At 66.1% G+C, this 25,723-nt stretch carries 42 protein-coding genes; 12 read left to right on the top strand and 30 right to left on the bottom strand.

The genetic code is table 11. The annotated features are described in order from the left end of the window. Positions 1-197 precede the first annotated feature (197 nt). On the top strand, positions 198-1,457 hold the full coding sequence (locus ABD301_RS32500) for a condensation domain-containing protein (protein WP_344314075.1): 1,260 nt from the start codon (positions 198-200) through the stop codon (positions 1,455-1,457). Here the strand turns inward: ABD301_RS32500 and ABD301_RS32495 are convergent. Further along, the gene (locus ABD301_RS32495) at positions 1,454-1,690 is read right to left on the bottom strand and encodes an acyl carrier protein (protein ID WP_163570816.1); all 237 of its coding nucleotides are present in this window, start codon (positions 1,688-1,690) and stop codon (positions 1,454-1,456) included. The genes ABD301_RS32500 and ABD301_RS32495 overlap by 4 nt on opposite strands. A 39-nt stretch (positions 1,691-1,729) precedes the next feature. Next, a complete protein-coding gene (locus ABD301_RS32490; RefSeq protein ID WP_344314074.1) occupies positions 1,730-2,377 on the bottom strand; it encodes a histone deacetylase in 648 nt (215 codons plus the stop codon). A gap of 66 nt (positions 2,378-2,443) precedes the next feature. Here ABD301_RS32490 and ABD301_RS32485 point away from each other — a divergent pair, with 66 nt between their 5' ends. Then, on the top strand, positions 2,444-2,620 hold the full coding sequence (locus ABD301_RS32485) for a hypothetical protein (RefSeq protein WP_163570814.1): 177 nt from the start codon (positions 2,444-2,446) through the stop codon (positions 2,618-2,620). 310 nt (positions 2,621-2,930) lie between these two features. Here ABD301_RS32485 and ABD301_RS32480 read toward each other — a convergent pair whose 3' ends face one another. Then, the gene (locus tag ABD301_RS32480; RefSeq protein ID WP_163570811.1) at positions 2,931-3,191 is read right to left on the bottom strand and encodes a hypothetical protein; all 261 of its coding nucleotides are present in this window, start codon (positions 3,189-3,191) and stop codon (positions 2,931-2,933) included. 86 nt (positions 3,192-3,277) lie between these two features. On the opposite strand from ABD301_RS32480, the gene ABD301_RS32475 reads away from it, so the two are divergent. Further along, positions 3,278-4,015 carry a GntR family transcriptional regulator gene (locus ABD301_RS32475; protein ID WP_163570807.1) on the top strand — a complete coding sequence of 246 codons (738 nt, stop codon included), beginning with the start codon at positions 3,278-3,280 and terminating at the stop codon, positions 4,013-4,015. A gap of 8 nt (positions 4,016-4,023) precedes the next feature. On the opposite strand, the gene ABD301_RS32470 is transcribed toward ABD301_RS32475, so the two are convergent. From ABD301_RS32470 to ABD301_RS32380, 19 genes are all read right to left on the bottom strand, one after another. Continuing rightward, positions 4,024-4,338, bottom strand: coding sequence for a hypothetical protein (locus tag ABD301_RS32470; RefSeq protein WP_163570805.1), 315 nt, complete (start codon positions 4,336-4,338; stop codon positions 4,024-4,026). Beyond that, complete coding sequence (locus ABD301_RS32465) at positions 4,329-4,481, bottom strand: hypothetical protein (RefSeq protein ID WP_163570802.1); 153 nt, start codon at positions 4,479-4,481, stop codon at positions 4,329-4,331. Before ABD301_RS32465 ends, ABD301_RS32470 begins: the two co-directional genes overlap by 10 nt. Continuing rightward, positions 4,481-4,927, bottom strand: a complete 447-nt coding sequence (locus ABD301_RS32460) for a hypothetical protein (RefSeq protein WP_344314073.1) — start codon at positions 4,925-4,927, stop codon at positions 4,481-4,483. The genes ABD301_RS32465 and ABD301_RS32460 overlap by 1 nt, the downstream gene beginning before the upstream one ends. Continuing rightward, on the bottom strand, positions 4,924-5,520 hold the full coding sequence (locus ABD301_RS32455) for a C40 family peptidase (RefSeq protein ID WP_344314072.1): 597 nt from the start codon (positions 5,518-5,520) through the stop codon (positions 4,924-4,926). The genes ABD301_RS32460 and ABD301_RS32455 overlap by 4 nt, the downstream gene beginning before the upstream one ends. After that, positions 5,517-6,146 carry a transglycosylase SLT domain-containing protein gene (locus ABD301_RS32450; protein WP_163570792.1) on the bottom strand — a complete coding sequence of 210 codons (630 nt, stop codon included), beginning with the start codon at positions 6,144-6,146 and terminating at the stop codon, positions 5,517-5,519. The genes ABD301_RS32455 and ABD301_RS32450 overlap by 4 nt, the downstream gene beginning before the upstream one ends. 7 nt (positions 6,147-6,153) lie before the next feature. Further along, positions 6,154-6,762 (bottom strand): hypothetical protein, encoded by a 609-nt coding sequence (locus ABD301_RS32445; RefSeq protein WP_344314071.1) that lies wholly within the window; start codon positions 6,760-6,762, stop codon positions 6,154-6,156. 1 nt (position 6,763) lies between these two features. Next, entirely contained in the window at positions 6,764-7,177 is a 414-nt protein-coding gene (locus tag ABD301_RS32440; RefSeq protein WP_344314070.1) for a hypothetical protein, read from the bottom strand. Between the two features lie 3 nt (positions 7,178-7,180). Beyond that, positions 7,181-7,324 (bottom strand): hypothetical protein, encoded by a 144-nt coding sequence (locus ABD301_RS32435; protein WP_344314069.1) that lies wholly within the window; start codon positions 7,322-7,324, stop codon positions 7,181-7,183. A gap of 6 nt (positions 7,325-7,330) precedes the next feature. Next, complete coding sequence (locus ABD301_RS32430; protein ID WP_163570784.1) at positions 7,331-7,651, bottom strand: hypothetical protein; 321 nt, start codon at positions 7,649-7,651, stop codon at positions 7,331-7,333. A gap of 106 nt (positions 7,652-7,757) precedes the next feature. After that, entirely contained in the window at positions 7,758-8,219 is a 462-nt protein-coding gene (locus ABD301_RS32425; RefSeq protein WP_163570783.1) for a hypothetical protein, read from the bottom strand. A gap of 1 nt (position 8,220) precedes the next feature. Further along, positions 8,221-8,496 carry a hypothetical protein gene (locus ABD301_RS32420; RefSeq protein WP_163570780.1) on the bottom strand — a complete coding sequence of 92 codons (276 nt, stop codon included), beginning with the start codon at positions 8,494-8,496 and terminating at the stop codon, positions 8,221-8,223. 12 nt (positions 8,497-8,508) lie between these two features. After that, the gene (locus ABD301_RS32415) at positions 8,509-9,744 is read right to left on the bottom strand and encodes a hypothetical protein (protein ID WP_344314068.1); all 1,236 of its coding nucleotides are present in this window, start codon (positions 9,742-9,744) and stop codon (positions 8,509-8,511) included. Then, positions 9,744-9,914: a hypothetical protein gene (locus ABD301_RS32410; RefSeq protein WP_163570775.1), complete on the bottom strand. Its 171-nt coding sequence runs from the start codon at positions 9,912-9,914 to the stop codon at positions 9,744-9,746. The genes ABD301_RS32415 and ABD301_RS32410 overlap by 1 nt, the downstream gene beginning before the upstream one ends. 382 nt (positions 9,915-10,296) lie before the next feature. Continuing rightward, on the bottom strand, positions 10,297-10,848 hold the full coding sequence (locus ABD301_RS32405; protein ID WP_344314067.1) for a recombinase family protein: 552 nt from the start codon (positions 10,846-10,848) through the stop codon (positions 10,297-10,299). Next, the gene (locus ABD301_RS32400; RefSeq protein ID WP_279581685.1) at positions 10,845-10,970 is read right to left on the bottom strand and encodes a hypothetical protein; all 126 of its coding nucleotides are present in this window, start codon (positions 10,968-10,970) and stop codon (positions 10,845-10,847) included. The genes ABD301_RS32405 and ABD301_RS32400 overlap by 4 nt, the downstream gene beginning before the upstream one ends. Then, positions 10,970-11,146, bottom strand: coding sequence for a hypothetical protein (locus tag ABD301_RS32395; protein WP_163570773.1), 177 nt, complete (start codon positions 11,144-11,146; stop codon positions 10,970-10,972). Before ABD301_RS32395 ends, ABD301_RS32400 begins: the two co-directional genes overlap by 1 nt. Beyond that, the gene (locus tag ABD301_RS32390; protein ID WP_344314066.1) at positions 11,146-11,895 is read right to left on the bottom strand and encodes a hypothetical protein; all 750 of its coding nucleotides are present in this window, start codon (positions 11,893-11,895) and stop codon (positions 11,146-11,148) included. The genes ABD301_RS32395 and ABD301_RS32390 overlap by 1 nt, the downstream gene beginning before the upstream one ends. A 39-nt stretch (positions 11,896-11,934) precedes the next feature. Continuing rightward, positions 11,935-12,186, bottom strand: a complete 252-nt coding sequence (locus ABD301_RS32385; RefSeq protein WP_163570766.1) for a hypothetical protein — start codon at positions 12,184-12,186, stop codon at positions 11,935-11,937. A gap of 40 nt (positions 12,187-12,226) precedes the next feature. After that, the gene (locus ABD301_RS32380; protein ID WP_344314064.1) at positions 12,227-12,520 is read right to left on the bottom strand and encodes a hypothetical protein; all 294 of its coding nucleotides are present in this window, start codon (positions 12,518-12,520) and stop codon (positions 12,227-12,229) included. A gap of 623 nt (positions 12,521-13,143) precedes the next feature. Here ABD301_RS32380 and ABD301_RS32375 point away from each other — a divergent pair. The 3 genes from ABD301_RS32375 to ABD301_RS32365 are packed head-to-tail and all read left to right on the top strand — an operon-like array spanning position 13,144 to position 14,675. Continuing rightward, positions 13,144-13,362, top strand: coding sequence for a hypothetical protein (locus ABD301_RS32375; RefSeq protein ID WP_163570761.1), 219 nt, complete (start codon positions 13,144-13,146; stop codon positions 13,360-13,362). Between the two features lie 30 nt (positions 13,363-13,392). Beyond that, complete coding sequence (locus ABD301_RS32370) at positions 13,393-13,710, top strand: hypothetical protein (protein WP_163570759.1); 318 nt, start codon at positions 13,393-13,395, stop codon at positions 13,708-13,710. Continuing rightward, complete coding sequence (locus tag ABD301_RS32365) at positions 13,707-14,675, top strand: hypothetical protein (protein WP_279581684.1); 969 nt, start codon at positions 13,707-13,709, stop codon at positions 14,673-14,675. Before ABD301_RS32370 ends, ABD301_RS32365 begins: the two co-directional genes overlap by 4 nt. 50 nt (positions 14,676-14,725) lie before the next feature. On the opposite strand, the gene ABD301_RS32360 is transcribed toward ABD301_RS32365, so the two are convergent. From ABD301_RS32360 to ABD301_RS32330, 7 genes are all read right to left on the bottom strand, one after another. After that, positions 14,726-14,848 (bottom strand): hypothetical protein, encoded by a 123-nt coding sequence (locus ABD301_RS32360; protein ID WP_344314063.1) that lies wholly within the window; start codon positions 14,846-14,848, stop codon positions 14,726-14,728. Positions 14,849-15,016: 168 nt separating this feature from the next. Further along, complete coding sequence (locus ABD301_RS32355) at positions 15,017-16,036, bottom strand: recombinase RecA (protein ID WP_344314062.1); 1,020 nt, start codon at positions 16,034-16,036, stop codon at positions 15,017-15,019. 277 nt (positions 16,037-16,313) lie between these two features. Then, positions 16,314-16,589: a hypothetical protein gene (locus ABD301_RS32350; RefSeq protein ID WP_163570751.1), complete on the bottom strand. Its 276-nt coding sequence runs from the start codon at positions 16,587-16,589 to the stop codon at positions 16,314-16,316. Positions 16,590-16,689: 100 nt separating this feature from the next. Continuing rightward, positions 16,690-17,031 (bottom strand): hypothetical protein, encoded by a 342-nt coding sequence (locus ABD301_RS32345; protein ID WP_344314061.1) that lies wholly within the window; start codon positions 17,029-17,031, stop codon positions 16,690-16,692. Continuing rightward, a complete protein-coding gene (locus ABD301_RS32340; RefSeq protein WP_344314060.1) occupies positions 17,031-17,930 on the bottom strand; it encodes a tyrosine-type recombinase/integrase in 900 nt (299 codons plus the stop codon). The genes ABD301_RS32345 and ABD301_RS32340 overlap by 1 nt, the downstream gene beginning before the upstream one ends. 219 nt (positions 17,931-18,149) lie before the next feature. Further along, positions 18,150-18,617, bottom strand: coding sequence for a hypothetical protein (locus tag ABD301_RS32335; RefSeq protein WP_344314059.1), 468 nt, complete (start codon positions 18,615-18,617; stop codon positions 18,150-18,152). After that, positions 18,589-18,861, bottom strand: coding sequence for a hypothetical protein (locus ABD301_RS32330; protein ID WP_344314058.1), 273 nt, complete (start codon positions 18,859-18,861; stop codon positions 18,589-18,591). The genes ABD301_RS32335 and ABD301_RS32330 overlap by 29 nt, the downstream gene beginning before the upstream one ends. Here ABD301_RS32330 and ABD301_RS32325 point away from each other — a divergent pair. The 5 genes from ABD301_RS32325 (at position 18,839) to ABD301_RS32305 (ending at position 24,381) form a co-directional block, all read left to right on the top strand. Continuing rightward, positions 18,839-20,587, top strand: a complete 1,749-nt coding sequence (locus ABD301_RS32325; RefSeq protein ID WP_344314057.1) for an ABC transporter ATP-binding protein/permease — start codon at positions 18,839-18,841, stop codon at positions 20,585-20,587. The two genes, ABD301_RS32330 and ABD301_RS32325, sit on opposite strands and share 23 nt — an antisense overlap. After that, positions 20,584-22,005, top strand: a complete 1,422-nt coding sequence (locus ABD301_RS32320; protein WP_344314056.1) for an aminotransferase class V-fold PLP-dependent enzyme — start codon at positions 20,584-20,586, stop codon at positions 22,003-22,005. Before ABD301_RS32325 ends, ABD301_RS32320 begins: the two co-directional genes overlap by 4 nt. Before the next feature lie 470 nt (positions 22,006-22,475). Beyond that, on the top strand, positions 22,476-23,357 hold the full coding sequence (mshB, locus tag ABD301_RS32315) for an N-acetyl-1-D-myo-inositol-2-amino-2-deoxy-alpha-D-glucopyranoside deacetylase (RefSeq protein WP_344314054.1): 882 nt from the start codon (positions 22,476-22,478) through the stop codon (positions 23,355-23,357). 13 nt (positions 23,358-23,370) lie between these two features. Then, the gene (locus ABD301_RS32310; protein ID WP_163570731.1) at positions 23,371-23,796 is read left to right on the top strand and encodes a hypothetical protein; all 426 of its coding nucleotides are present in this window, start codon (positions 23,371-23,373) and stop codon (positions 23,794-23,796) included. A 69-nt stretch (positions 23,797-23,865) separates the two neighbouring features. Next, positions 23,866-24,381, top strand: coding sequence for a hypothetical protein (locus ABD301_RS32305; RefSeq protein ID WP_344314053.1), 516 nt, complete (start codon positions 23,866-23,868; stop codon positions 24,379-24,381). Positions 24,382-24,544: 163 nt separating this feature from the next. Here the strand turns inward: ABD301_RS32305 and ABD301_RS32300 are convergent, their stop codons facing one another. Further along, positions 24,545-25,273 (bottom strand): GNAT family N-acetyltransferase, encoded by a 729-nt coding sequence (locus ABD301_RS32300; protein ID WP_344314052.1) that lies wholly within the window; start codon positions 25,271-25,273, stop codon positions 24,545-24,547. A gap of 128 nt (positions 25,274-25,401) precedes the next feature. Between ABD301_RS32300 and fdxA the strand changes: the two genes are divergently transcribed. Continuing rightward, a complete protein-coding gene (gene fdxA, locus ABD301_RS32295; RefSeq protein WP_163570721.1) occupies positions 25,402-25,722 on the top strand; it encodes a ferredoxin in 321 nt (106 codons plus the stop codon). Position 25,723 lies beyond the last annotated feature (1 nt).

Below are 25,723 nucleotides of genomic sequence, written 5' to 3'. Positions count from 1 at the left end.
GGCGTTGTGGCGACGCTACTGCGGCAAAATCATGTCGTCAACAGAAAGAATTAAACTAACGAAGGAAGCTCGGCCGGATATGTCCCAGGACGTCCGCAAGATGACCAGGCCGTGCCACGGTGGCGTACGATTCTGCTTTCCCCGCCCATGGTGGTGCGCGCATTCTGTTGCCGCACAAGGATAGTGAGGGAGTGTGAATGGTGAACGCACCCGCGCCAGCGGACGGTCCGGCCTCGTTGGCGCAACAGGGCGTCTGGCTCAGTGAGCGCCGAGGCCAGGTGCGGACGCAGTATCACCTTCCCTTCACACTTACCTTCGAAGGCGTCCTGGACGAGTCGGCTTTGCTGGCCGCGACCCGGGCGGTGGTCGCCGCCAATCCGGTCCTGACAAGCGTGCTGCCCGAGCGCGACGGTGAGCCCTTTGTGCGAGCGAGCGGTGAGCTTCCGTTTGTGGAGAAGGTGAAACTGCCCGCTGGCGGTGATCTCGCCGAGGTGCTGCGGGAGCGTACGATCCGCCCCTTCGAGCTGGATCGAGGCCCGCTCCTGCGGATGACACTGGTGGCTGTCGATGACAAATGTCATGTTCTTTTGGTGACAGCACATCACATCGTCTTCGACGGCGAATCGATGGAGTTTTTCGGCCGGCAACTTTCCCGGGCGTACGCGGCAATCGTGTCCGGTAGTGGTCAGTCGACCTTCCCGCCGCCTTACCAGTACGACGAATATTTCCAGGACGAACAGAGGCATCTCACCGAAATGCTGCCAGCGGCTCGGGAGTTCTGGCGAGAACACTGGAGACGGCCAGATGAGGTCATCTTGCCCGGCCTTTCGGCGGTGCCGCCGGAAACCGATCCAGGCGACTACTACGAGTTCGTCCTCGACGGCGCCACCCGTGCCCACATGCGTGAGGTCGGCAGTGCCTTAGGGGTCACGTTGTTCGAGCTGATACAAACCGCGCTCTACGGAATTCTTTATCGGTACGGAAACCCGGAACCGGTCGTCGGGGTAGCGGTCGGGCTCCGGACGCGGTCGACGATCAACAGCATCGGAATGTTCGCCGAGGAGGTGCCACTGGCCGCGCCCGGTCACCTCGGCGGGAGTTTTCGGGCGCTGTCTACGGCACTGCATACGAGAATGCGGGAGTTGCAGCGATTTCGCCGTATTCCAGTGAATCGCGCGGTCCGCGGCGGTGGCGTGCGACCGGCGATCGCGCTGAGCTATCGCGGTCACCGCCGCGATCTGGACTTTCCCGGCTTGCGGGTGACCTCGGAATGGGCCTTCAACTTCACCGCCCGCCGAGCCCTGTGGATCCAGATCCTGGACGAGGGCAGCGAGTTGCGGGTCATCCTGCGGTTCGCGCCGCGGTTGATCTCACGGTCGTCGGTCGAGCGGATTGCCAAGGATTGGCAGGCAATGCTGGCATCCGGACTGGAGTCACCAGACCTGCGATGGCGCTAACTGGCGGCGACGAGTTCGGCCAGCGCCCGAATCGAGCCGGCATGCAGAATCGCCACGGTGTCGATCGAAATGCCGTACCTTTCCTCAATCGCGCCAGCCAGTAACTCGGCCCGCAATGAATCACCGCCGAGCTGCAGAAACGCCTCCGCGGCGGCGGTGTCGGGCTCGCCGGTCAGCTCGGCGAGCTCAGTTCGTACGAATTCCTCGCATTGCGCCACATCGACAGCAGCCATACGCCCGACAGTAGCGGTGGTTTCGGTTTGGCGGACAGTTTAGGAAGAAAGCAGGGAACTGACCTCATCCACCGACCAATGCCCGGCCGCGCCGGGGCGAGCGCACAGGTAGTCGGCCGTACGAAGTGGATCCCAGCCATGTGTTTCCATCAGGCCCAGCCCGATCATCCGCAGATAAGCCGCGGACGGGGCGCGGGTGTCCACATCGGATAATGACCAGGGCGCGGTGAAAGTGACCATCGGAAAACCGGCGTGCTCGCCGACCCGTACAAGCGTCTCGTAGCGACCGCCTCCGAGCCGCTGCCGGCCGGTATCGAGCAGCTCGGTGAGGTCGAGATCCGCCTGGGGAGGCCGGCGCATTTCCTGTGCCACCACATCGGCGAACTGACCGGGCGTCACCAGGTAGCGGCGCGCCGCCACCGCATCTGCGATAGTGGCATCCAGGAAAGCCACTCCACCGGTCCAGGTCGGCGACTCGGTGGCGAAATAGACGCCACCGGGCAGCCAGGCCGGCTCGGTCCGGCGCGGCGCCGAGCGGTCACGGCAGCCCGGGTAGGTTCGCCGGGCACCGGTCGGGCGGCCGCCATAGAGGTAGCAGCCGAACCGCGCTGCGCTCAGGTTGGACCCGTAGCTGACATACCAGAGGAGCATCGGCCGCTCAGCGCTGTACGTGGACACGGAACACACGTAAACGACGGTAGCGCTGTGGCCTGAAATATCCTCAACTGAGATCGGCCCGGAAAGCCGGTCCCCATGCCCGAAAACTACAGCCCGCATGTCTTCATCGGCGACGTAATGACGTTGCTCGCCAGCAAGGGCTTGCACCCGCTCCTCACCAGCCAAGAGATGGACAGGGCGGTCATCGGGGCCAGCATGGTCCTGGCCGCGCTCGGCATCCAGCCCGTCAAGACGCCTGAGGACCAGTCGTAGGCGGGCAGCAAACGACCCCACCGGGGCCCCCTTACCGGTGGGGTCGTTCGGTCCGCTCCGGGTGGTGCCCGGAGGGTTGGTTGCCGGCTCCCCGCCTCGCGACGCTGCGGCAGCAGGGAGCCAGCGGCTCGTTAGCCGCGCCAGTAGCCGTAGTTCGGTTTCCGGCCATCGGCCAGCGTGCGCCACAGGTACGCGACGTAGTGGAGCCCCCGACGCTCGGCGTCCTCAGCTCGGGCGAGGTAATCGGCACGGACCTCACCCGAAGGGACCTCCCGGGACGGCTCTGAGCCAGGCTGCTCGTGTTGGCCGGTCATATCGCCCGAAGGCCGTTCATCAGGTCTTCCAGGAGCTGCTGGACGCGGGCCGTGTCCATCTCGCGTGGCGTGTACGCGATGCCCGTCGCGCTCAGCCATTGGATCTCGTGCCGGGTCTTGGCTTCGCGGGTGAGGGTGGCGTACCAGCCAGACAGGGCACGTTCGGCAGTGTTCGCGTCCTTGCTGGGGAAAGTCACCAAGAACGCGTTGCGTACGCCACGTGGGGACAACGGGCCTCCGAGGTAGTGCCTCTGCATCGGACCACCTATCTAAGTAGCGCAGATAGGTGGCTAACGTAGCGTCGCCACACCGGCTACGCAAGTAGCTCAGGTACGCTCTCCGGATGGCTGTACGACCGTGGTCACAGATCGCTGACACGCTCCGCCAGGAGATCGCGGGCAGCGCCCCCGGCGCTCGGCTGGCGTCCGGTACGGAACTGATGCAGCGCTTCGGAGTCGCCCGCAACACCATCCAAAACGCGATTGACCAGCTACGCGCCGAGGGCCTGGTCGTCAGCGTCTCCGGACGCGGCTGGTTCGTGTCCGAACGCAAACCCGTCATACGCCTATCCCGCAACCGGCTCTCCGCCGCCGAGCGCGCCGCCGGGCGCGGGACGTTCATGTCCGACGCCGCCACCGGCAACTGGAAACCAGCGGTCACGGTGAAGATCTACCGCGAGGCCGTACCGGCGGACATCGCCAAGTACCTGGACATCGAGCCCGGCACCGACGTGGCCGTACGTGACCGGATCATGCGCGCAGACGGCGAGACCGTGCAGCTGGCCGTCTCGTACATCCCCGTGGACATCGCGGAAGCCGCCGGCATCGAGAAAACCGACACCGGCCCCGGCGGCATGTACGCCCGGATCGAAGAGTCCGGCACCCACCTGACCCACTACACGGAACTCGTGTCCGCGCGCCCGCCACGCCCACGCGAGAGCGAACAGCTACAGATCCCCGCCGCGTACCCCGTTATCGAGGTCATCCGGGTCGCGTACGCCGGAGACCGGCCGATCGAGGCGAACCGGATGGTCATGTCCAGCGAGCGCTACCAGCTCGTCTACCAGATCGCCGCCGACTGACGGTCTGATCAGGGGTTTTGGTGATGGCTGATGTGCTCCGTCAGACCCAGCTCCAGCCGGTTGACTGCGTCGCGCATCGACCCGCCGTGGTCGGGCTGAAACTCTGCCTCGATCGCGCGGATTCGCTCCGGTACGCCGGGAACAGCCGGCCGGCCGGGCCGCGCCAGCTCGCCGTACCAGTCCTCCCGGAACTCTTCCTGTTGCCGGATCAACTTCCGGAGCGGGCACACGATGAACTTCACGGCGCCCCCGATGACCACGGCCGCGCCCGCGAACCCACCGAGGACGCTGGACAACGCTACGAGATCCACCGTCACCACCACGTCGCCCAGCGCGCCACGAGCGGTGTCTTGCCGCCCCGGCGCTCCCACGCGTCGTAGAGGCAGAACGACCCGCCGAGGAACAGCGCCACCCCGACCGCCACCGCCACGTTCTTGTCTTTGAACAGCGGCTTCGGGACGGCCATCACACGGCCCCCGGCTGCGGTCCGATCGTGAACACCTGAAACGAGACGGTGTCCCCGGCGGTGCCGTACAAGGTGAAAATCGTTGACCCCAGCGAGACCGTGTCACGTGACGCGGCCGGGATCTGCCACACCCCCGGACCGACCTGCGGAGCGGAACCGGTGGGGCCGGCCGATGAGACGGTGATCATGTGCACGCCGGGGTTCCGGACCTGGATGCAACCAGCCGGGGCGTGGTAGTTCCTGGAAATCATCCCCGACGCGTCGAAAATCGCCGTCTCAACAGCGAGAACACTATTCAGCAGCCGGCCTTGGAACCGTTCCATAAAGCTGGTCTGGCTGGCCTGCATCGCTTCCAGCCGGGACAGCATCTCCGCGAACAGGATCCGCTCAGCGGTCTTGCCGCGCGCGGAGCCAGCGGGCAGACCGCCTACATCGATCACGCTCATGTGAGTGCCTCCGTTAGCTGGTCGGTCTGCTTCTTGATCTGTGGCCGGGCGACCAGGAAACCGCCGGCCACCACGAGAGCGATGCCGATCCCGGCGAACCCGAGCGGCATCACGATGCCCTTGAGGCCGTCCAGGAGCGGCCCGACAAACGAACTGCTGACGGAGCTGGCCAGGTTGCCCGCTGCGCCCTGCACGCTGCCGACCAGGCCGGCGGTGGCCGCTCCCAGGCCTGGGACCCGCCCGTACCGGGGGCCTGGTTGCGACGCGTCGCCCTGCCAGACGTTCTGGATTTTCACGTTCTCGCCGGGCTGTGGCGCCGAGATCACCTTGCCGCCGCCGACGTAGATCGCGACATGCGCACTCTCGTGGTCACCATTGCCCCAAAAGACCAGGTCACCGGGCTGGGGGTTGGTTACGGGGGTGGTCCAGTGCTCCTGGTCGAGCGCGAGCCGGGGCGCCTTGATCCCGACTGCGGACAGCGCGAACTGCACCAGCCCGGAGCAGTCGAAAGTGTTCGGGCCGGTCGCGCCGAAAACGTACGGCTTGCCAACCTCCGAGGCCGCCAGCGCCAGGAACGTGTCCAGACCGCTCATATCGCGGCCCCCGCGACCTTGGCGACCGTCGCCGCGTTCTTCTTCGCGTGCGGGTAGACGAACACCACCAGGCCGCCGATGAGCAGCAGCCCACCGAGCGCGGCAAAGCCCGCGGTGAAGCCCAGTTGTTTGCCGCCCTCCAGCAGCGGGGTGATGACGGCGTCCAGGGTGGAGGTAGCCGCGCTCTGCGCGGCTCCCAGCGGGTTCGTCAAGGCGTCGCCTAGGCCGTCAACGAACGACCCCAGGTTGGCGCCCACGGAACTGGCCGCTGCCTTCGCGCCGGACAGGAACGACTGGTACTTGCCGCTGGTGTAGGTGGTCCACGGCCCGAAGTTCGTGCCGCCGCTGGAGATCGCGTACGCGGCCTTGGCCTGGTTCAGGTCCGAGGCCGCCAGCCAAGTCTGGTCACGGTCGCCGCCCGTGCCGGTCGCCGATTTCTGCGTACGGACCTGGAACAGGCCATAGGACGGCCCCCAGGTCTCGTTCTCCAGTCCAACGTCGCCGAGGTCCGCGTCATCGTACCCGGACTCCGCGCCCGCGATCGCGGTCATGATCACCGCGCCTTGGTCGGTGAATCCCGCCTGCCGCGCCAAAACATAGACCTGCTCCGGGGACCGGGTCGTCACGGCGCGCCTACAGCTTCCCGGGACTGGAGGTCGGGACCGCGAGCACCGTGCCGACGCCGAACGTCTGGTAGCCGGATGCGGCAGCGTTGCTCTTCTGAGCCTTTCCGTTCACGACCGCAGTCGTCCCGTGGGTACGGTTCCACTGCTCCAGGGCAGTCGCGTCCGACGTACCGGAGAACCCGAGCGCGGACAGCACGTCAGCCCATCCCTGCCCGGCCTTGGTGACATACGCGGTCGTCCCGGTCGGTCGCGGGGTGCCGGGGTACGGGCCAACGTCCGTGGTGGTCGGCGCCGGCGTGGTCGGCGTGATCCCCTTCAGGGCGTCGTTGAGGGTCGTGCCGTACGCGGACAGTTGCTGGTTCAGGGTGTTTTGCAAGTTCTGCGAGTACGACCCCAGCCATGTGGCCACGTCGTTGCCGGTGGTGTCGGCGGTGCCGCTGCCAACCCCGGTAACCCCGGTCGCCGTAGAAGCATCCGGGGTGGTTGACCCAGTGCCAGCTGACACCTTGCTCCGCCGGTAGAGCACATACCCGCCGGCACCGACCGCCACAGCGACCCCCGCGAGCGCGTACTTGTTCTTGAACACGCCCTTGATCTCGTCCAGGTTGAAAGGCACGTCAGTTCCCCAGACCCAGCGAGCCTTGACCAAGACCCATCAGCGCGACCGCGCTCGCGGTGCCGCCGGTCCCGGTGACGCTGCCGGTGTTGGGCAGGCTCGAAACCCCGACCAACGCGTCCATCGGGTTTGCCTGCGGGTGGACGGCGGAATAGAAGTTTTGGACCTGCACGTTGTGCCCGTCCACGTATACCCCACCGGAGTATTTGTGGCCGGAGATTCCGGAGCCACGGTCACCGGACAGGAACGCCGGCTGCCCTTCGTAGATACCCCGGGACATCGGCGAGGATGGGTTGCTGGACACGAACATGCTGTTCGCGCGGTCGACCGCCAGCTGATCGGGGCCGTAAACCGGCACCGGTACGACGGTTCCGTTGCCGGGCACCGTCCTGCGGCGCTTGAAGGAGAAGGCCACGGTTCAGCGCCCCTGGAGTGCTTTGACGCCGGTCGCGTACCCGGCCGCGCCAGCGGAGATGACCCGCCCAGCGCCGGTCGCGTTCGCGACCAACAGGTACACACCGACCAGGGCCGCCGTGTAGAGAAGTCCCTTACGCAGCATCACTTTCCCCTATCCATTGAACATTTTCCCGGCCCACTGCTGAAGCTGCTCCGGTGTCGCATTAGGCCCCGGCGAGCCGGTCTGCCCCAGCGCACCCCAACCGGGCAGCACGTTGCCCGGCACCACCCCGTTGCCCTGCTGGCTCGTCGCAGCCGACTCGGCCGCCTTCGCGCCCTTGGTCTTGGGGACGCCGGCCACGCTCTCGGACAACAGCCGGGACAGCGCGCTGGCGATGACCCCACCGCCAGCCGCTAGCCGGTCGGACGCGCCGGGCTGCACAACCTGCTGAATGACGATCAACAGCAGCGTCCCGGACAAGAAACCCCACACGGTCAGCTCCCGGCCGGCGGCAGGATCGCGAGCCGCTGAAGAGCTTTACCGCCAAACACCTGGCAAAGCACCCAGATGCCGCCGACAACCAGCAGCAGTCCACCAGTCATGTCAGGTCACTCCCATCAGCCTTCTTGTTGAAGAACTTCGCCATCAGCACCGCCTTGACACCCGGCACGCCCTTCTGAAGGAACGGCCGCACCACCCAGCCCCAGACCATCAGCCCGAGGATGAACCCGGCGGCCTCATTGCCCATCGACAAACCAGCGCCGATCGGTTGCCCTACGGCCTTGCCGACCTTTTCGCCGACTGCCGACGCTCGGCCGCTGCCGTCGTCCTCGGCCTCATCGGCGGCTTCCTTGGCCGCGTTGAGTTTCGGTCGGATGTTCTCATCGGTGACCTGCTGGCGCGCTGTTCCCCGAACCGCGCGGTTCGGAGTTGTCCCAGAGCCATCCTCCTGAGGTTTCGCGGAATCCCCAGAGTCAGAACCCGGTCCATTGATCGGTTTCGGCTTTGGGGGCGTGAGACCCTTGGCTTTCAGGATGGCTTCGGCACCGCGAGCGGACATGTCAGCTCTTACCGACCGACGCCGACACCTTCGCCGGCCCGAGCTTCACAGAGCCGGCCACACCGACCGCGCCGACCGTCACCAGAAGCAGCGCCCCGAACCAAACCAAGGGATTATGCGGGTCGATGAGAGCCCGCCACCCCTGGTCCAGTTCATCGGACGCCAGTTGCTGGATCGGCGACGCGATGCCGTAGGTCGGACCCTGACCCGCGTAGCCGTACAGACCGCTCGCCGTCAGATGCGACGAGTCGGTGAACGGGCTTCCATCTGCGAGCATGGTCGATCTCCTTTACGCGCCGACCGCGCCAGCGAACAGGGTTTCTTGGGTGATGTACGCGATGCCCTGGGTCGGCGCAGCGACCAGACCCAGGAGAATCCGGAGGCTAGAAGTGGTGCCCTGGTCGATCACGTCGCGAACGGCGTTATCCGAGCAGAAGTCCCACAGCCCGACGCCCCAGTTCACGCCGAGGTTGACGCCAGCAGTCCGGTACGTCTGAACATTCCAGGTACCACCCCGATCGTACGACTCCGGGACAGTATTTCCGCCGTAACCCCAACCGACCGTCGCGTAGTTGGTGTCGTTGACGGCCAGCGGGACGGTCGCGGTCGCGCCGGTCGTGACCTGGGAAATCAGACGAAGCATGGTCCGGCCAACGCCGGTACCCGACAGGATCGGCCCGTTGGTTCCCTGGGTCAGCCCGCCGTACTGGATTTCGTTCAGACCGTGGAAAGTCGACAGGTCCGGAATGACCGGGGTGCCATTGACGATCGGGATGCTGTACGCCAGGCCCACTACCTCAACGTTCAGCGCCGACGCGAACGTAGCCGACGCGCCCATCGCCGAGATCAGACCGGACGATGAGGTGCCGCCGGCCGCCGCGCCTTGAGTGTTCCAGTTGATCGTGCAGGTCAGGTTCGACGCCGAGGTCTGCGCGAACAGCGATCCCACCAGCGACCGCTGATCCGCTGCGATCGGAACCAAGAATGTCAAGTCGACGGTGTAGGTGCCGACCGCCGGGACGTTCGCGCCCGGGTTCAGCGAGTTACCCGCCGAGGTGCCCCAGTCGTCGGTCGGGAATTTCAGCGACCCGGACGTGACCGCCGTGGTGCCGAAAGTCGCGGCCAGCCCATTATCATCGAGCTTCGGGTTCGCGATGAACTCCACCGACCGCAAGAGCAGGCCACGCGCGGAAATCAGGGTGCTCTGCCCGTTCGCGGAAAGCGCGAGGTTCTTGATCAAGTTCAGCGGCCATTCGTACGACATCGTGGTCGTGCCGATCGTTCCGCCGAAGGTCACCGTTCCCGACACGCGCACTTCCAGCGCCGAAACGATGCCTTCCTGGGTCAGCGTGATCACATCGCTTGACCCGATGCCGTTGATGGCTTTCTTCGGCTGCATAGGGAAACGCTGCCGACGCGTGGCCTTGAAGAACAAATCCGGGTTGAAGACCATTCCGGGGGACTGGACACCCTGCACGCTCTGCACGAGCGCGGACCCTGGGTTAACTGCGGCTCCAACAGCCATTACTGGTTCTCTCCTTTGGTGGGTCCGCAGTGGGTGAAGGCCACGAATTTGCGGAGGCCGGGCAGCGGGATCTTCTGAGCGGCCAGCTCGGCGGCGAAGTTCGCCAGCAGAGCCACGCCGCCCACTGCGATCCAGAAGGACGCTCGCTTACCGGCGAGCCTGATGCTCACGGTTACTTTCCCGTCCGAGCCTTGACCTGGTCGTACGCGATGACGACGATCAGCGCGACCACCGCAGAGGTGGCGATGCTTTTCATGTTCACTGTGTGAACACCTCTCTCTGTGATTGTGGCCGCGCTCGGCGACCAATCATCAGAAAGGTACTTCGGGAATTGTCCGTAAACGGGCAATGCCGAACAGTGGACGCTTTCCGTCCCGCTACAGGGATTCCATGCGTCCGAAAAGCCGTCTCAATTGAATGCCTCGCATTCTCCAGGCACTCTGGGATTCGGACAACGGCTCCCCAGGGGCACATCTGCCTTCTTTGGCTGTGGTCGTCCGGCAGCACTCCCGACCTGGCCCAGGAACATCCCCTGGGGAGCGTCAGCCTTGATTATGCCGCGTCCAGTACCCGGTACACGGTCGCCCGGCCGCACCCAAACACGCGCGCGATCTCAGCAACGGGGATCTTCTCGTCCCGCATCCGGAGCACCTGACGGACCTGTGCGCCATTCAGCACCCGCCGCCGGCCACCGAACCGGCCGTTCGCGCGCGCGACCGCGAGCCCGGCAATGGTGCGTTCCCGGATCAGCTCGCGCTCAAATTCAGCCAGGCCGCCCATGATCTGAAAGATGAGCCGGCCCATGGCCGTGCGAGTGTCGAAACCTTCCGTCAGTGACACGAATTCAATGTCACGCGCGTCCAAGTCCGTGATGATCTGGATCAAGTGCGGCAGTGACCGCCCGAGCCGGTCCAGCTTCCAGACCTTCAGCGTGTCACCCGGCCGCAAGTAGTCCAGTACCGCCGCCAACTCCGGTCGGTCGACCTTGGCCCCACTGGCGTGCTCGGTAAACACCTTCTCCACCCCGGCGGCCCTCAGTGCACTGACCTGAAGTTCCGGGTCCTGGTCCACGGTCGATACCCGGGCGTAACCAACATCGGTCATCGGTGCGGCCTGACCATCTCGTAGGCAGCCATCACGACCAGGGCCACGCAGAGAGCCTTCTCCCAGGGCTCCGTCTTGCGGGGCGCCTTCACCAGGATCACGCGTACGGTCTGCTCGTCCATCACTCCGCCCCCTTGGCCATGATCTGGGTGTAGTGCCAGTTCAGCGCGGCCAGGCGCTCCTCGGAGAGGATGCCGGTTCCGAAGCACCAGCGGCAAAAGTTGTTCTTGCCGCCGCAGTCCGAGCACACGTAGCCGTCGATCTGGACGCGGTCCTCACCATCGGGATGCTTTTCCACTATTTGCCTCCGTGGGCCCAGTCGTACGTTTGCTTGGCTACGTCCTCCGGCAGGGCCGGGAAGTGCACCAGGCGGTAGTCGGGGTCGTCGTCGCTGGCGGGTTTCGGCTGGTTCGCGTCGTACCGCAGGTATTCATGCGGCCCGAGATCGGTCACACCCTCAGCGAAGTCTTTCGTGTTCCACCCGATCGTTTGCGCGATCCGTTCGCGGTCCTGCACGACGTTCATTTCGAACACGTACACCACATCGGATTGCGCCAACACCAACGCGTCGACGGTGATCGGGCGCGGGTCGCACAGGATCGCGGTCACGTTGCGGTGCCGGTTTTGGTGCAGCAGACGGGACATGTGCGCCGGCACCCGCCCGGACGGGGCCACATAGTTGACCTCGTGGATGAGCAGAGCGCAGTCACCGTGCGAAAGCGCGAGCGCGACCACGGCGTCTACGTCCTCAAGCCTCGTCGGCGAGCCGGGGTCAGGGACATAGCGGAGCGTCATGCGCTCCTTGTCCTTGCGCTTTGATTCCGGCCAGCGGCGCGGCAGATCCACCACGGTGCCCTTGAGGTCGACCACGTCGGGACCCATCGGCCCGTCGTCGCCGGCAACGTCAATCACGATCCGGTCGCCGGGGTACGAGCGGAAAAGCAGGGTCCCCATGATCGACTTACCAGACCGCTTTTTCCCGAAACAAGAGATGATCCGGCCGTCACCGATGACCAGCTGCCCGCGCTGGTCGAACGTGCCCGCCATCAGCGTTTCCCGCATATGTCGCAAAAGACGGACAGCATGTCAGTTTTCCCCGGTCGCCAGCGGGTCAACGTCCTCCACGGTCGGGTAAGTCGCCTCCGCGCGGGCCTGCGCTCGGATGGCGGCCAGTTGAGCGTTTGCGTGCGCCAGCTCCTGTTCCCGCTGCGCCAGCTCCCCAGCCACCTGGGCGGCTTTGTTGGTCAAAGCCGCGACGGAGTCCTGCCGCTCGGCGAGGGCCTTTCCGAGGTGGGTGAGGCCCCAGCCGACCACGGCCACCGCAAGAAGGGTGGTCATATCGGTCTGTTGAGCGATTGCGCGAAGTTTCGCGAGCATGTCAGTTCTCCAGGTAGTCGGTTTGTTCGGGCTGCTCTGCCAGGTTGGGGTTAATGTCCGGACCGTCAGCGAGTGGCGCTTTGTTCACGTACGCGCCGAAAGCTGTGCCGGCGAGGATCACGTCAGTGAGGTCCGGGCCGAGGATGCCGAGGTCGGCGTGCCGGGCCGCGATGCGCCCCAGGGGGGCTGCGATCCGCCTGGACTCGGTGTCGGTGGGCATGCGGAGCTTCTGCCGGGTCCGTTGCCGGTACATCCACGCGCCACCAAGGAAAACCAGCCCCACGACCCCGACCATCAGGGCCTCAACATCAGCCGCCGTTGCCTTGGCGCGGGGTTCAGTACCCGTATCGGCCGTAAACGTCGTGCGATTCGACTTCCGGCCGGTCAGCCTTGACAGGAGGCCCCGGTTTGGGGTCGGGTCCTCCGGCGGTGGGCTGCTCTGGTCGGGGTTTTCCGGCGTCGGCTCCGGGATCGGGGGATCCAGGGGGCGGGGTTGGCTGAACGTTGGGATCGAGCTCAGCTCCGGGTCGTACGGCTCGCTCATACGCTTGGACCTTCACAATCTTTTTGCGTGGTGTGCCGGTGGGTTTCGGTGTCTCCGTGGGCGGGTCGCCGTCCGGCGTTGCGGTCGGCGCGGTCGCTGCTTCGGAGTCGGGAATGCGGCGGGCGAACACGATCCCGCCGCAGTCCGGTTTCGGGCAGGGACCGCGCCAAGTGGTGCGGCCTTTGGGGGCGAAGTGGCTGACGATCCGCTTACATTTCGGACAGGCACCCCGAACCCTGAGTTTCGGTGTGTCAGTCACGAACACCCTGCTTTCTGTTCCGACACCTAACATCAGTGTTCGCTACTAGTACGGGGTAGGGGTACCCTTGAGGTAGGAATTTAGCATCCGTTGCAGGCCCTGAAGGGTGTTCTACATGGCAACAATTGAAAGACTCGAAGCACTCGCCGAGGCCGCCCGGATCTCTGCCCAGATAGCAGCCGAGGACAGAGAGGCACGGGACCGGGAGATCGAGGATGCGGACGCTTCGGATCGGATGGGGATCCGAGTCATCGCCCGGGCCACGAAGCTATCCCCGTCGCACGTCTCGAAGATCACCGCGACCCGCACAGCCCAGCGTCAGGCGGCGATGTAAGTGCAGCAGCAATTTCCAAAGGCATCGTCAGTGACCCTGGACGCGACGGGCGCCGGGCAGGTGCTCATCACCCCGACCGGCGGTGACTGGGTCCTGGTGAACATGGGCGTTTCGGTGTCCAGTTCGACGCTGCAACCGACCGCGAAGCTGTTCAAGAACTTCCCGGCCCAAGTGAACTTCATCGAAGGCTCATACACGGGCGCGAACGACTCTTCCAACACGCGGATCGTGCTCCGCCAGGGCGAGACGTTGTTTTGCGTGTGGGCCGGTGGGGACGCGGGCGCAAGGGCAACGCTGGTATGTCAGGTCGTCCAGTACCCACCCGGCCAAGCACCCTTGGAGCAGTGACCGTGCCCTTCAGCAACCCGATCGTCGCCGGCACCGCGCTGGTTCGAAGTGCGATCAAGAGTCCGAACTATGTGGCCGGGTCGACCGGATGGTCGGTCAACGCGGACGGCACCGCTGAGTTTGCGTCCTTGCTGATCGACGGTGGAACGGTCATCGTGACGTTCACTGACGGCTCGCAGGTGAAGACTTTCGCTGGCAGCTATTCGACCACTAGCGGTCCTTTTTTGGGCGCGTGGATAGCTTTGGAGCCCAAGAACGTCAGTGGGCAGGCCTGGAATCCTGGTGCTATCGGGACCATCCCATCGGGAACGGACGCGACTCGCGCTAGTGTGGCGCTACTCTCGCCCTGGAATGCGAACCAGGTCGGTGACACTCAATCGCAGATATTGCTGCGAAACAAGGGCGACAACGCGGACGGTCTCGGCTGCCGAATCGGTCTTCTCGGGGACAACGTCATCGTCGGCGGAGCGACCACGCCGGAGGTGCTGAGCACTAGCGCGGACACCATCTTCATGAGCGCAAGCAACGTCTATCTTGACGGCAATCTCGCCCCATATCCCGGCGGCGCGCACACCCCTAAGATCGCCGGCCAGCCATTGCAGCCGGCGAGCGGTACCGTCGCCTTGACCTGGACCGGACCCAGCTACGTCAACGGCTTCAAGGACGGGGGCTCGCCGGCGGGGTATTTCCGGGACGCATTTGGGCGTGTCTCGCTGCGCGGGCAAGTGACTGGTGGTGCCGCGTCGGTGGTGGGCGCGGTCGTCGCCACACTGCCTGCCGGGTTTCGTCCGGCCGCCGGACGTACGGAGGTGTTCGCGGTCGCCGGGACAAACGCTGGCGCCAACGTGTTCGGTCGCGTCGACGTGAACAGCGCTGGTCAAATCGTCTGGCAAGGACCGGCTGTCGTAACCGGCGGCGTCAACTATTTCAGCCTCGCGACCGTGTCCTTTTACGCGGAGCAGTGACAGTCCGGCGGACCCGACCTGCGCTCAGTGCAGGCCAGGTCCGCCGGCGGTCAGCCCCAGATGTGTTGGCTGATGATGACGATCAGGGCCCCCGCGTTGAGGCCGGCTGAAACGCCAATGGCGATGCCATAGACGAACCAGTTGCGTGTGGTTGAGGTGCGGTCGGCGGACATGGCGGCGGTCTCCTGTCAGTTGGTGGGGTGTTTGTCAAAGGAGTGGTCCGGACCGGTCCCGGACCGGTCCGGGACCACTTCCCAGGGCGGTGGTCCGGTGGTCCCCCCCCCTATAAGGGGGACCGCCGGACCGCCCCCTGGCCTGCACGTTTACGAGAAGCAAAATGATCACCCGGACCACCCCCCGGACCGCGCCTCATCAGACTGCATCTTGTGCCAGTCTTGGAGCGCTCTGAGAGCCCGTCCGCTGCCCCAACCGGTGCGGTCCATCACGTCGCGTTTGGATTTCGGCGGCGGGTCCAATGCGTCGACTTCAGCCACGTCGGCGTACGAACGGTCCATCGGTGGTAGCGGCAAGGTCGCGGTGACGATCCGCCACCGCACCCCACCGTTCGGTAGCGCGTCCAGGATGTACCGGCCCGCCAGGGTCCGTTTCTCGCCCGTGCAGTGCTCCCTCACGCCCCCAGGGCGGTCCTTGTGGACAACGAGGCTCGCCGCGCCCCCCAGGCCCGGAGAGAACGGCTCAGCCACCGTTACGCGGTAACTGGCGCCGTTGATCGCCCGAAGTTTTGCCAGCGTCCCCGTAGCGCCCCTGTCGCGGGCGTCATCGGACTTCGGCAAGTGGTCGATCGCAACCACGACCGCGCCGGAGCTGGCCAGCGCGCTCAACGTCAACCGGTGGCCCTGCGTGTACTCATCCGGGCTATTCGACGACAGCCGCAACATCGGGATGATTTCACCCAAACTATCCACTACGGCAACAGCCGGCCGCCAATCCCGTAGTTCCCCGACCACGGCTAGCAACTCTTCGGACTCCTCCGGCTCAGCAAGGCGAAACACGTCCTGGTCACCGAGGATCTTCGGATGCACCCCGAGCGCCAACAGGCGGGGAATGATCTCGGCGGCTCCGTTGTGGTCCGCGTCAACGATCGCCGCTCGCCGGCCGTCGGTCAGCGCTTCCGCGACCGCCGAGTATGCGATCCACGACTTGCCGCACTCCGGGTCACCGAACAGAATGTTCGTTTTCCCCGCGTAGAAAAGAGAATGCCCGTCCTCCCGCGTCAGCAGGACCGGTTTGGGTGGCTCCGGGATGCCGCCGGCCAGCAACGCTGCCACGTCTACGAACAGCGGCGGCGCCTGGTCCAGCTCGTCCAGCTCGTCCGCCTCGTAGTGCAGAGGCCCGGTCACCGCGGGCGCTCCGACAGCCCGAGCCGGCGCGCGGCCGCGTCCAGTTCCGGGGCAGGGCACCATAGTTCTGAGATCCGGTTCTCGCACACGTCATTTATGGCGCGCCGGTACCCATCGGAAAACCCAATCTCGTAGTGAACGATCACGTCTTCAGCGGAGTCGCGCGGGATTATCACGGGTTTCAGCAGGTCACGCGGTAGAATCGGCGTGACGGTTCGCGGCTTGGCGGCGGCGGGTGTCTGGGAGGCGGTTCCCCCCGGGGGGCCGTTTTCCGCGCTCATGCGGCACCGTCCGCAGTCTTGTTCCGGCGGCGGGCGTGCGCGGACAGCAACGCCAGCTTGGCGAAGTACGCACGTTTCGCATGCTCGGCGCGCTGGGCACGCACGGCCGGCGGTAGCGTTCCATCCGGGTCAACCTGCTGCTCGAACCGTTTGAGGCTTGCCTCGCGGGCAGGGCGGGTGCGCGCGGAGCGGTCGACGGTGCGAGACCAGGATGTCTCGGCGGCGATTTTCGCTCGGAGGTGTGCGACTTCGGGGGAGGGTTTTCCAGGCACGACGAGTCCTGTCGATCAGGAGTCGCCGGTTGCCAATCCGAACTGTTCCTCAGATCCCTACGGGAGAGCGGCAGTACGGGAACCTTACAGCGGTGTGCTTCTACTTGCCGGGAATGACACGCCGAGCGATCGACGCGTCAAAGAAAGGATCGTCCAGAGTCGGGGTCGGCCACAGAGTCACAGTTTTTTCGCGCTGACGCAGGAGATCGGCGGGCACCAGCGGGAACTGCCGGCGGCAATGCCGACACCACGCCACTCGCAGAGAATCCGCGTCCGGGCTATCAGCGGCGACCCGCGACCACGGCAATTCCCGATCACCCGGCGGCACGTATTCAGCGAATGTCACGGCCCGTCCGCTCGCGGCCGCGACTACCTGGCCAATCACATGGGGGCGCTTGGACCGGTCGCAAAGCACTTTCGACTCGGTTCGATCAGCAGTCATCACAGGTCCCCCAGATTCAAGCGGGCGGCTTCTTCGGCGGCCCGGTCGGATTGCGTCGCTCGCGTGTACCGGTCCAGCATTTCGCGGCGCTGCCAACCAGCAACCGCCATCAAACCACCCTCAGACCCACCACCGGCCAACCAACGCGTTGCGAAAGTGTTCCGGAGCCGGTGCGGGTGAAAGTCCTTAAGACCGGCCAGTTCCGCGCGATGCTTCAATGCCTCGTACAGGCCGGGATAGCTGAACCCTTTGCCTCGATCGCCGAGCCAGAACGCGGGACTGCCTGCGAGCCGATGCTTGTCCCGTAATCGGAGGTACCGGTCCAGCGCGCGTATTGTGCGCGGTCCGACTGGCACCACCCGCCCGCGGCCGCCCTTGCCGCGCTCGATTGTCGCCCGCCCGGCGGCCAGGTCGACCGCATCCAACGTCAACGCGGCAGTCTCACCCGCGCGGGTACCGGTCTCAGCCATGAAACGCACCAGCGCCTCGTCCCTACGTTCCCGGAAATCCCGGCCGTCACACGCCTTGATCAACGCTTTCACTTCATCCAAAGTGAGCGGATCGACGACCTTCGTGTCGACCTTCGGGGAGCGCGCGTTGACCAGGTGGTCTTCGGGGATCTCACGCTCTTCCGCCAGCCACGCCGAGAACCGCTTGACCGACCTGTGTCGGTTGTGTGCCGTCGCCGGTTCGGCCCCACCATCTAGTAGAGAGACGGTGAACGCGGCCAGCATGTCCTTGGTCAGTGCAGGTGGCGTGCCGGTCTCGGCGGCCCAGTCGAGAAAGAGCCGGACGCCGGTTGTGTAGCTGGATACGGTGTTCGGCGACTTGCGTTCGGCGCGGAGGTGCAGCGCCCACGAGGTGAGCAGTGTGTGTAGCTCGGCGGCGGTGAAGGCCATAGCGGTATCTTGACTGAAAGCGCTATGCTACGCAAGTATTCGCGCCATCCGGCGTGTCTTTGCAGGTAAGACCCCTATTCGTAGGGTCGGCTCAGTTGAGATACCAGAGGAGCATCACCAGCCATGCTGTCAAATGGCGCCGCAAACGGGCCTGCCGAGGCGTCCGGATCCGGCCGAATATCCGATTCCGAGGTGCCCGTTCCGTCCGTAGTCTCACCGCTATGAGCGCTTCGCGCCCTCAGCCGCCAGCCGGCTCTCCGTCCCCCGCCCAGCGGCCCACGTCGCCCGCTGCTGGTGGTCCTTCGGCCGTACACCCGGACGAACCAGCCGATGCCGCCGCCGCGGTGCCGCAGTGGCCCACCGCGCCGCCCGCGCCTGCCGGATCCGCCGGTGATCCGTCCGCGCCGGGCGCTCGGCCGACCGCACCCCCTGCGGGACCAGCCGATGGACCCGCCGCGGTGCGGCCGTCCTCGCCGGCAGCTGTACGGCCGTCGGCGGGACCCGCTGCCGTACGACCACCGTCGCCCGCCACCGGGCCGGGCGGTCGACAGCCGGGACAACATGGTGCTCAGCCGGCCCGACCGGCCGGGCCGCAAGGCGCACCGGCAGGGCCGCCCGCTCGACCAACCGAGCCGCCTTCGGCCGTACCCCCGACCGCTCAGCCTGGGCCGCCAGCGGGCCGGCCACCGGCGTCGGCGACCGTGCCGTCGCTGATGCCTCCGGTGGTGCGGCCCGGCAAGCCGCCCGCACCGCCGGCCGTCATTCGGCCGGCGGGTCCTTCGGTGCTGCCGCCGGTCACCCGTCCGACGCTGCCGACGACCGCGCAGCCAGTGGTACGCCCGGAGCCCGCGTCCGCGGGAGTCTCGTCGCAGACCACGGCGATGCCCGTGGTGGTGCCGGCGGCGACCATGCCGGCAGGCCCGACCGCCATCCCGGCCGTGCCGGCGGTCGTGGCCGCGCCGCAGAGCGCGGTGGCCGGTCGGTTGACGGCTGACCGGATTAGCAAGGTCGTACGCGGCAAACAGACGATCCTGCGGACGATGTCGCTGGTGGTCGAGCCGGGTCAGTTGGTCGCGATCATTGGGCCCAGCGGCGCGGGAAAGACGACTTTGCTGGAAACGTTGGCCGGCCTGCGCCCGGCGAGCACCGGCGTCGTACGCCGCGCCGGCTCGGGTGCACTCGGTTTCGTGCCGCAGGAAGACATCATTCACCGCGACCTGCCGCTGGGGCGGGTCTTGCGCTATGCGGCTCGGCTGCGGTTGCCCGCCGGCGTGGGAAATGCGGAGATCGAGGAGGCGGTCGACTCGGCTTTGACCGTGCTGCGGCTCAAAGACCGGGAGAAGGTCCGGGTTGGCCGGTTGAGCGGTGGGGAGCGCAAGCGAGCCAGCATCGCTGTCGAATTGCTGGCACGGCCGCGGTTTTTCTTCCTGGACGAACCAACTTCCGGGCTCGACCCGGCGACCGCGGCCGAGTTGATGCGAGCGCTGCGGCGAATCGCGGACTCCGGTTGTACGGTGATCATGACCAGTCACAATCCCCCGGACGTGGACCTCTGCGACGAGGTGCTGGTGATCGCGGCCGGCGGCGGGCTGGCGTTTGGTGGAACACCGGCGAAAGCGCGCGAGTTCTTCGATGTGCCGGCGATCACCGGCATCTACACCCGGCTGGTCGAGCACAACCGGGACTACTGGCTGCGCCGGTTCGCCGACGACCGGGCCGGTCGTACGGACCTGTTCGCCATCCCGACGGCCACGTCCGTTTCCGAGCCGTTCAACGAAATCCTGGAACCGCAGCTGGTGCAGGAGCGCCGGGTTGGACCGTTCCGGCAGTGGTTCCTGTTGACCGTACGAGCGTTGGACATCCTCGTCCACAACCGGCTGACCCTGTTGATCGTGCTGGGGTCGCCGGTGGCGATCCTGCTGATGTTCCTGATGCTTTTCAAGCCGGGTGCCTTCGATCCCGTGCATCCGATCCCGAACACGTCGGCGATGATCCTGTTCTGGATCGCATTCGGCGGGTTCTTCTTCGGTCTGACGTATGGGCTGTTGCAGATCTGTACGGAATTCCCGATCTTCTTCCGAGAACGGTTTGCCGGCGTACGGATCTGGCCGTACGTGCTGTCCAAACTCGCCGCGTTGTTGCCGCTGTTGATTCTCGTCGACGCCCTGCTGTTGGCGGTGCTGCGCTGGACGGACCGGTTGCCGAAGGGTGATTTTGGTCAATTGGCAGAGCTTTTCGGCACCCTGTTGCTGGCCTCGGTGTGCGCGATGGCGCTCGGCCTCCTGGCTTCGGCCGCGGTTTCCGAGCCGGGCCAGGCAACGCTCATGTTGCCGATGCTGTGTTTCCCGCAGGTCCTTTTCGTCGGCGCTTTCCTGCCGGTGCCGGTGATGGCGTTGGTCGGCCGCTGGATGAGCTACGTGATGTCGAACCGCTGGGCATTCGAGGCGCTCGGCCACACCGCCGGGGTGGAAAAACTGTGGAGCAGTGGCGCCTCCCCGCTCGGCGCGCCGCTGCTGGCGTCCTATGAGGACACCTTCTCCCGGCCGGCCTGGGTCGACTGGCTGATTATCGGTGGCATGGCAGTGGTTTTCCTGGTGTCCTGCTGGTTGATCCTTACCCTCAAGGCCGCGCGGCGCGGCGGGAGGCCGGTGCGATGACCGGTCTGGCACCGGTACCACCGGGGTTCCTGGCCAGCCATCCCGAATATGCTGACACCGCCGCCCTGGATCTGTTGCGGGCCAACGAATACAGCCATCTGGATGCGGGCGGCGGGATCTATCTCGACTACACCGGTGCGGGCGTCGCGGCGGAGTCGCAGTATCGCGCGCACGCCGATCGGCTGAGGTCCGGCTGTTATGGCAACCCGCACTCGGAAAACCCGACCTCGCGGGCGTCCACCGAGTTGGTCGAGAGCGCCCGCCGTGCGGTGCTTTCCTTTTTCAACGCCGATCCGGCCGAGTACGCGGCGATTTTCACCGCGAACGCCTCGGCGGCCTGCCGGCTGGTGGGGGAGTCGTACCATTTCCGCGGCCGCCGCTGTGTGCTGACTTTCGACAACCACAATTCGGTGAACGGGATCCGGCAGTTCGCCCGGTCGGCCGGCGCGTCCGTACGGTACGTTCCGTCGCGCGGTGGCGATTTGCGAGTGTCATTTGCCGATATTGACCGGACGCTGCGCGGCCGCGGGCTTTTCTGTTATCCGGCGCAAAGCAATTTCACCGGCGTGCAGCATCCGTTGGACTGGGTCGAATTCGCGCATAGCCGCGGCTATCAGGTGCTGCTGGACGCGGCCGCGTACGTGCCGACGAATCCGCTCGATCTCAGCGTGGTCAAACCGGATTTCGTACCGGTCAGCTGGTACAAGGTTTTCGGCTATCCCACCGGCGTTGGCTGCTTGCTGGCCCGCCGCGACGCGCTCGCCCAACTGCGTCGCCCGTGGTTCGCCGGCGGCACGATCCAGGCCGTGAGCGTGCAGGGAAACTGGCACGTACTGGCCGAAGACGAGTCCGCTTTCGAGGACGGCACGCTGAATTTCCTTGCTATCCCGGACATCGAGGTCGGGATCCGGTGGATCCAGGAAATCGGCGTCGACCTGATCCGCCGCCGCGTCCGCTCCCTGACCGGTTGGCTGCTCGAGCGACTTCGGTCGCTGCGCCACGAAAACTCCCGCCCGATGATCCGCATCTACGGCCCTACCACCACCGTAGGTCGCGGCGGCACGGTCACCTTCAACATCGTGGACCCCACCGGCGTACTCATCGACGAGCGGCTGGTCTCCACCGAATCCGCCGCCGCCGGCATTTCGCTGCGTACCGGCTGCTTCTGCAATCCGGGCGCCGGCGAGGACGCTTTCGCCATCACTCGCCGTACGCTCCGGGGCACCATCGGCCGCCGCCCGCGGACCATCGACGACTACCTCACCCGCCTCGGCCTGCCCACCGGCGGCGCCGTCCGGGTGTCGCTCGGCCTGGTCTCCACGGTCGAGGACGTGGAGCGCCTGGTCGCCTTCATCGAGCGCACGTACACCAACCGCCCCGCCACCACCACCGGCCTCGCACCCCGCCTGCGCTGCTAAACCGGGTTTTCTCCGCTGGACCGGTCGTGCGACTCATCGACCGCGGCACAATGTCCCGCACTCGACATCGAGTGCGGGACATTGTGCCGCACTCGACGACCAACCAGCCATCCAAACCGGACAAATAGCTCACAAAGTGCGTCAAATTCTCAAGCCTCGACAGAGTGCGGCGCGAAACTGTCGTACCCACCCCGAAAAATCACCCCCACCCAAGAACGGGTGGGGGGCGGGTTTGAGGACCAATGTTCAACTAAAAATTAAGGTCCACCTCTCGACCCACCCCCCGCCCGTTCAAAGGGAGGGGGACAGAAAAACAGACACGTACGACAATTTCGCGCACCAACCGGCGTGTCGGCGGCGACGACACTCGTTTCTTGTCAACACGTCACTTGAGTTCGGCTACGACCAAAGCCGATGTGCCCAGCACCGAGGCGGCTGGACTGTCGGTGCTGCGAAGTACGCTCGTCGGTATGAGTGATCAGCTCCCGGCCCGCCGCATGCTCCTCGTCCATGCGCACCCGGATGATGAGACGACCGGCAGCGGTCTGGTGATGACGAAATACGCCGCCGAGGGTGCGCGCGTGACCTTGGTGACCTGCACGCTCGGCGAGGAGGGCGAGATCAGGGTGCCTGAGCTCGCGCAGCTCGCCGCGGACCAGGCGGACCAGCTGGGCGGCTACCGGATCGGGGAGTTGGAGAAGGCCTGCGCCGCCTTCGGGGTGACCGATCACCGATTCCTCGGCGGGCCTGGCCGGTTCCGCGACTCCGGCATGATCGACACCCCGGCCAACGACAATCCGCGCTGCTTCTGGAAAGCGGATGTGGACGCGACCGCCGCCGACTACCTGGTGCCCATCATCCGGGAGATCCGGCCGCAGGTCGTCATCACGTACGACGAGAACGGCTTCTACGGCCACCCGGACCACATCCAGGCCCACCGGGTCGCCATGCGCGCGGTCGAGCTCGCCGGCAAGGACTCCGGCGAGGGCGAGCCCTGGCAGGTCTCCAAGATCTACTGGGTCGCGGTGCCCAAGAAAGAGATGTTCGAGGGTCTCCAGCACTTCGCGGACGCGGCCGACAACCCGTTCAAGGACATCAAGACCGTCGACGACCTCCCTTTCGGTACGCCGGACGAGCTGATCGCCGCCGCGATCGACGGCGAGAAGTATGTCCCGAACAAGCTCGCCGCCATGCGGGCGCACGCCAGTCAGATCGCCACCGACGACTGGCTGTTCAAGGTCGCCGAGATGGGTGGCCGGGCCACCGAACACTTCACTCTCGCGTACGGCGAGCGTGGCGAGACCGACGAGCGCGGTTGGGAGACCGACCTCTTCGCGGGGTTGGACGTTTAGTTACGCTCCGGGCGTGAAACGCCTCGCCAACCTCGTCATCGCGATCGTCGGTGGGGTGGTGGCGGTCGTCGCCGGCTTCGGCGCGGGCGTGGTCGAGGGTTTCCTCATTCCGCTGCGCGCCGGTGAGATGCGGGTGCCGATCGCCATCCTGGTGGCGATCGTGGCCAATGCCGGCATCGCGCTCTGGACCAGGTATGTCACCGGCAACAAGCTCGCGCCGGTCGCGCCGGCGATCTCGTGGTTCGCGGCGATCGCCCTGCTGGGCACCCAGACGAGCGCGGGCGACCTGGTCATCGTCGGCAACGACTGGGTCGCGCTGGCGACCGTCTTCGTCGGCGCGGTCGCCTTCGCGGTCGGACTGTTCATCGGTGCTCGGCCCGATCGGCCACAGATCGGAAAAGCTGAGGTCAAGTCTGCCGGTCTGGCTGACCGGCGGTGACCTGAGCGCCTAGGATCTGCGTACTTTCCACTGTCAGACTCGGCCGCACCGCCGGCCACGGAGGTACGCATGTCCCCAGCGCTGTCATCGCGGCTCATCCGGATCGGGATCGCCACGGTGATCATCGTGGTCGTCAACGTGATCGCCCGGGCGATCAGCCGGTTCGTGTTGCCGGCTTCGGTCGACGCGCTGACGCCGGCGTTGATCTCGCTGCTGGTCGCGGTGGTCGCCGCCGCGGTGATCGGCTTCTGGCTGGCGCGTCAGCAGCGGTTGCTGCCCACCGCCCTGGACCTGCTACTCGTCACCATGGTGTCCACGTTGCTGGTGGTCTTCGCCGCCGCGTACATCTCGGGCAAGCCGTCTTTTGACTTCACCGCCACCGGGCTGCAGCTCGCCCTGCACGCCGGCCTGCTCATCATCGGCTTCGCGGCCGGTGTGCTCGGTGCGATCGCCCTCGGCCTCGACCCGGTCAGCCGCGCCTGGAAGGTGCAGTCCGAGGTGAAGCCGTCGGTGTCCCGCCGGCAGTCGCACACCCACCACAACGTTAAGCCGTCCAAGCCCACCAAGTCCTCGTCACGCTCTTAAGAGGGTGTCTGGGAACTGTGGCGGGCGATAGCCGAGCCCAGGCCCCGCCTGGCGGCACCGCCGGACCGAGCACATACAACACCGGTATGCACTCGATCCGGCGGCACCACCAGACAACACCTGGATCTCGACTCTCGACCCACCACAGTTCCCAGACACCCTCTTAGAGGGCGTCCAGACGCCAGTAGAAATACTCGTGGTGGACGGTGAAGCCGCAGCGTGCGTAGAGCGCCAAGGCCGTCGCGTTTCCGTGCTCGACCTGCAGATACACACCCTCGGCGTCGGTACGGGCGGCGGCTGACCTCAGCAGGTGGGTGGCCAACCCCTGCCGCCGGAACACCGGCGACACCTCGACGGCGGTCAGCCCCAGCCAGCCCGACGCCGAGCTGGTACGGCAGATCCCGGCCACCGCACCGTCGATCCGCAGCGTCCCGAAGCGTACGTCCGCGCCGGCCACCAACACCGGCACCGCGCTGTCCGGCAAGTCCCCGCCGCGGTAGTGGTAGAGCGACAACCAGCCATCGTCCGGCGCGGCGGCCCACTCGATGGCGGGCAGGTCCGTACGCACCGCCTCCGCCACCGACGACACCGAAGCGGTCAACACCCGAGCCCCGTGTCCGCGTACGAAGCCGGCGTCCTCTAGCGGCCGCACCAGCTCGGCCCGTACGGGCAACGGCACCTGGAGCATCGCGGGCAGCCCTCGCTGCCCGTACCAACCGGCCACCGCCGTCAGCGCCTCGCCAACGGGCCGGCCGGGGGAGCCCAGTGGCAGCGCCGAGTTGGCCCGGCCGGTGAAGCCTCGGCCAGCTCGCAGCCGCCAGTCGCCCAGCCACCTGGTTTCCAGGCCCGGCCAGCCGGCCGCCGCGACTCGTTCCAGCTCAAGGTCGTCCACCGCTGCTGTGTCCCATGCCACCATTAACCCCCGGACTACAAACATGCTCGGCCGAGCAGGATACTAAGCAGTAAGAACGCGATATCGCGTACGGTTTGTGTCGTAACCGCAGCGAGAGGACCGCATCCGTGACCTACGTCATCGCCGAGCCCTGCGTCGATGTGCTCGACAAGGCGTGCATTGAGGAATGCCCTGTCGACTGCATTTACGAGGGCGAGCGGATGCTTTACATCCACCCCGACGAGTGCGTCGACTGTGGAGCGTGTGAGCCGGTCTGCCCGGTCGAGGCCATCTTCTACGAGGACGATGTGCCGGACCAGTGGAAGGACTTCTACACCGCCAACGTGGAGTTCTTCTCCGAGCTGGGTTCGCCGGGTGGCGCCTCCAAGCTCGGCAAGATCGAGCGGGACCATCCGCTGGTCGCCGCGCTGCCGCCGCAGGGCGAGTAGG

Origin of the sequence: Fodinicola feengrottensis (genome assembly GCF_039530045.1) — a bacterium.
Classification (GTDB): domain Bacteria; phylum Actinomycetota; class Actinomycetes; order Mycobacteriales; family HKI-0501; genus Fodinicola; species Fodinicola feengrottensis.
Note: the sequence above shows the minus strand (reverse complement) of the source record. Positions and strands in the feature narration are given on the sequence as shown.